The 2,244-nt window shown below is 73.0% G+C and carries 4 protein-coding genes and 1 pseudogene; all 5 read right to left on the reverse strand.

Annotated features, from left to right (window positions below):
- A pseudogene (locus FHE66_RS12195) lies at positions 1–582 on the reverse strand (hypothetical protein); the annotation flags it as partial.
- On the reverse strand, positions 579–1,031 hold the full coding sequence (locus tag FHE66_RS12200) for a phage tail protein (RefSeq protein WP_230976575.1): 453 nt from the start codon (positions 1,029–1,031) through the stop codon (positions 579–581). The pseudogene FHE66_RS12195 and the gene FHE66_RS12200, both read right to left, overlap by 4 nt.
- Before the next feature lie 4 nt (positions 1,032–1,035).
- Complete coding sequence (locus tag FHE66_RS12205; protein WP_139073236.1) at positions 1,036–1,218, reverse strand: DUF6760 family protein; 183 nt, start codon at positions 1,216–1,218, stop codon at positions 1,036–1,038.
- A 3-nt stretch (positions 1,219–1,221) separates the two neighbouring features.
- On the reverse strand, positions 1,222–1,710 hold the full coding sequence (locus FHE66_RS12210; protein WP_139073237.1) for a hypothetical protein: 489 nt from the start codon (positions 1,708–1,710) through the stop codon (positions 1,222–1,224).
- Positions 1,707–2,186 carry a phage tail protein gene (locus tag FHE66_RS12215; protein ID WP_139073238.1) on the reverse strand — a complete coding sequence of 160 codons (480 nt, stop codon included), beginning with the start codon at positions 2,184–2,186 and terminating at the stop codon, positions 1,707–1,709. Before FHE66_RS12215 ends, FHE66_RS12210 begins: the two co-directional genes overlap by 4 nt.
- Between the last annotated feature and the right edge of the window lie 58 nt (positions 2,187–2,244).

Consider the following 2,244-nt stretch of genomic DNA (forward strand, 5'->3'; position numbering starts at 1 on the left):
CAGGGTCGCGCCGGTGGGCCGGGTGGCTGGTGACGTCGCGGTCGCCGGATCGGGGGCGCCGGTCGCGGCACCGGGTGCCTGCGACGTGGGACCGGTCCCCGTGGGGTTCCCCGGGTCGGGCGCCCGTCGGGGCGGTGCCGAGCGGCGCCGGGTGTCCAGGCTGGTGATCATCCGGCCGGCCGCCTGCACCTCCGCCGGCAGCCGCATGGGCACCGCCTTGGGCGCCGTCGCGGCCGAGAAGCTGCCCGGCCGCCACGTCCGCTCGTCCGGCACCGGTGCGGCGGCACGACGCAGGCCGCGCTCGGGTAGTGCGGGTGTCACCGGCTCCGGCGACGGGTGCCACCAGCGCGGGGGGCGCACGGTGGCGCCGGAGAGCCGCTGGACGCGCAGCTCGTCGGGCCCGGCGAGCATGCGGCGGACCGCGACGGGGCGTCCGGTGCCCGCCGCGAACCGGGTGGCCCCGGAGGCGAGGAGCCCGAGCAGCGCCGAGCGCGGGGAGCGCACGGCTGGGCCCGGGCGGCGCCAGCGCCGGGCCGCCTCGGTGCCCAGCGGGTGGCGGGGCGCGGGAAACGGGTCCGTCATGAGGTCTTCGCCCGGAAGCCGTTGTGCGCGATCTCCAGCTCCTCGACGAGCTGGGCCTCGGTGTCCACGCTGAACTCCGGGCCGGTCCAGCGCACGGCGAACACGTTGTCGAACTCCCAGGCGCGCAGCCGCTCGCCGATGTAGTTGATCGCCGTCACCGCGCCGGTGCTGCGCACGAGCCGGTTGCCGTTCGCGGCGAAGGACTCCCCCGCCGAGCTGGAGACCCAGGCGAACAGCGCGTCCGAGGCGACCATCCCGCGGGTGAACACGAGGTTGGGCCAGCGCATCGTCCCCGGGAAGCGGTGGACGAAGCCGTTCTGCCCGCCCTCGACGTACGTCTCGACGTCGACGGTGAGCTCCAGGCCACGGACCTCCCGGAACGTGCCGATCTCGACGCCGTCGACCTCGAACAGGAACCACCCGCTCGTGGTCGGCTCGCCGCCCAGCACCTCCCTATCGGATGGGACCACTCTCGTTCACCGCCTCCCAGGCTCGTTCGTTCAGTGCGGAGACCGCGCGGATGAGGCGCACACGGTCCAGGTGCTCGAGGTCGAGCAGGTCGTCCAGCGGCCAGTGCAGGTGGTAGGCGAGGTAGGCGACCTCCTGCCACAGGGCCTCCGGCGGGTAGCGCAGCATGCGTCACCGCCCGTCGCTGGGGATCTCCTCGATCGCCGACCGGGAGAACCGGGGCGACGTCGCGGGAGCACCCGCGGTGACCGGAGCGGGAGCCGGCGGCTCCGGCTCCGGCTCCGGCTGCGGCACCGGCGCGGGCGATGCGGTCACCGGCGCTGCGGCGTCCCGCTGCGCTGCGAGCAGCTCCTCGTACTCCGCCTGGGACCCGAAGTTGATGACCCCGTAGAAGTCCTGGAGGAAGGCGAGGTCCGCGGCGAACAGCGACTCGATCTCCCGCGTGGTGACGAGCTCGAGGGTCCCGAGGCGCTCGACCACCCGGGCGAGGACGACGACGGTGAGACGCGGGTCGTCCGGCCCATCGACCGTCGGGTCGCGCAGCGGCTCGAGCTCGTCGCGCGCCGTCGCCAGCCGCATCGTCCCCTCACGGTGGAGCACCCCCGCCGCGTCGAGGTACCCGCGCGGCAGGGTGAAGTCGTAACGGGTCTGCAGGCTCACTTGACCCGCTCGAGGCGCTCGATGACCAGCGTGATGTTCTCCTTGACGGCCTCGGTGCTGTCGACGCTCAGCTGGTCGGTGGAGATCTTGCTCGGCCACGCCTTGAAGAAGTTGAAGCGGGCGACCTCGGTGCGCGCGGCGTCGTACAGGACGATCGAGCCGTTCTTGCGCTGGCCGGTGCGGTCGGTGGCCCTGAGGCCGGTCCCGCGGATCTCGTTGAACCAGGTCCACAGCTTGTCGCTGCCGGAGTCGAGCGGGGCGATGCGGCTGAGCTGGAGGTCCGGGGACGAGACGGTGTTGCCCAGGCCCTTGACCTCCTCGATCTGGCCGCCCGCGCCGGACGCCTTGGACGTCGAGACGGAGACCTCGATGTCGAGGCCGGAGACGGAGGTCAGCGTGGAGATGACCTCACCGTCGATCTCCAGGAAGAAGTTCTGCGCGATGATCGGGTCATTGGTGAACAGGCCGTCGACCACTGGTGCTCCTCAGGTTGTGTGGGGGTGTGGGCCCCGAAGGGCCCGCGGCGGTCCCGGG

The organism is Georgenia sp. 311 (assembly GCF_006151955.1).
GTDB classification, from domain to species: Bacteria; Actinomycetota; Actinomycetes; order Actinomycetales; family Actinomycetaceae; genus Oceanitalea; species Oceanitalea wutianyii.

What these genes read in the sequence shown, in the direction of transcription:
- FHE66_RS12205 (WP_139073236.1), bottom strand. Translation starts at nt 1,218, where the DNA reads ATGCTGCGCTACCCGCCGGAGGCCCTGTGGCAGGAGGTCGCCTACCTC.